The organism is Actinokineospora sp. NBRC 105648, assembly GCF_030269645.1.
GTDB lineage: Bacteria > Actinomycetota > Actinomycetes > Mycobacteriales > Pseudonocardiaceae > Actinokineospora.
Window position 1 is genome coordinate 1 of sequence record NZ_BSTR01000109.1, and the last position, 1052, is coordinate 1052.

General features: G+C 67.4%; 1 protein-coding gene. It reads left to right on the plus strand.

Annotation, left to right across the window (positions count from 1 at the left end):
- Positions 1 to 116: 116 nt before the first annotated feature.
- Positions 117 to 1030, plus strand: a protein-coding gene (locus QSK30_RS36580; protein ID WP_502871948.1) for an IS5 family transposase whose coding sequence is annotated in 2 segments (ribosomal slippage) — positions 117 to 528 and positions 528 to 1030 — 915 coding nt in all. Because the reading frame shifts where the segments join, the coding sequence is not laid out codon by codon here.
- Positions 1031 to 1052: the final 22 nt, after the last annotated feature.

Below are 1052 nucleotides of genomic sequence, written 5' to 3' on the forward strand. Positions count from 1 at the left end.
CTAGGGCCTGTATCGAAGTCATCTCGGGCTGTTTGAGCTGGAGTTGGTGCTGTTGGGCGTGTCGGTGGTCGACATGGGTGAGGTCTCCGGTAGTTGGTTCGTCGACCAAGAAGAACCTGAGCACCACCGGAGACCTCGTGGACACCTTAGCGGTGGCGGGGCGGTTCGACCTGACCGACGAGCAGTGGGCAGCGCTGGAGCCGTTGCTGCCTGATCCGTCGCGGCCGGGTCGGCCGTCGTTGTGGAGCAGACGGCAGCTGATCGACGGGATCCGGTGGCGGGTGCGCACCGGCGCACCGTGGCGGGACATGCCCGAGGCATATGGGTCCTGGGCGGCTGTTTACGGGTTGTTCCGGCGGTGGCAGCGCGCGGGTGTCTGGCAGCGGATTCTGACCGCGTTGCAGGCTCTGGCTGAGGCGGCTGGGCGAATCACGTGGGATGTCAGCGTGGATTCCACGATCGCGCGGGCGCATCAGCACGCGGCGGGTGCGCGGAAAAGGGGGATCTGCAGGCCGAGCCGCCGGGCGGGAGTACCACCGAACCTGAGGACCACGCGTTGGGCCGGTCCCGCGGTGGGTTGACCACGAAGCTGCATCTGGGGTGTGAGCAGGGGCAGAAGCCGTTGTCGATGGTGCTGACCGCCGGGCAGCGAGGTGACAGCCCGCAGTTCATCCCGGTCCTGGCCGGGATCCGGGTGCCCCGTCCGGGCGTTGGGCGGCCGCGGACACGTCCTGATCGGGTGCTGGCGGACAAGGCCTACACGTCGAAGGCCAACCGGGCTCACCTGCGCGGGCGTGGGATCAAGGCGACCATCCCGAGCAAGGCTGATCAGGACGCGTATCGCAAGGCCAAGGGGTCGAAGGGCGGCAGGCCACCGGCCTTCGACCCTGAGATCTACAAGCAGCGCCACGCGGTGGAGTGCGGCATCAACCGGCTCAAACGTCACCGTGGGGTGGCCACCCGCTACGACAAACTCGCCGTCCGCTACGAGGCCACCGTCCACATCGCTGCCATCAACGAATGGCTCTGACCCACTTCGATACAGGCCCTAG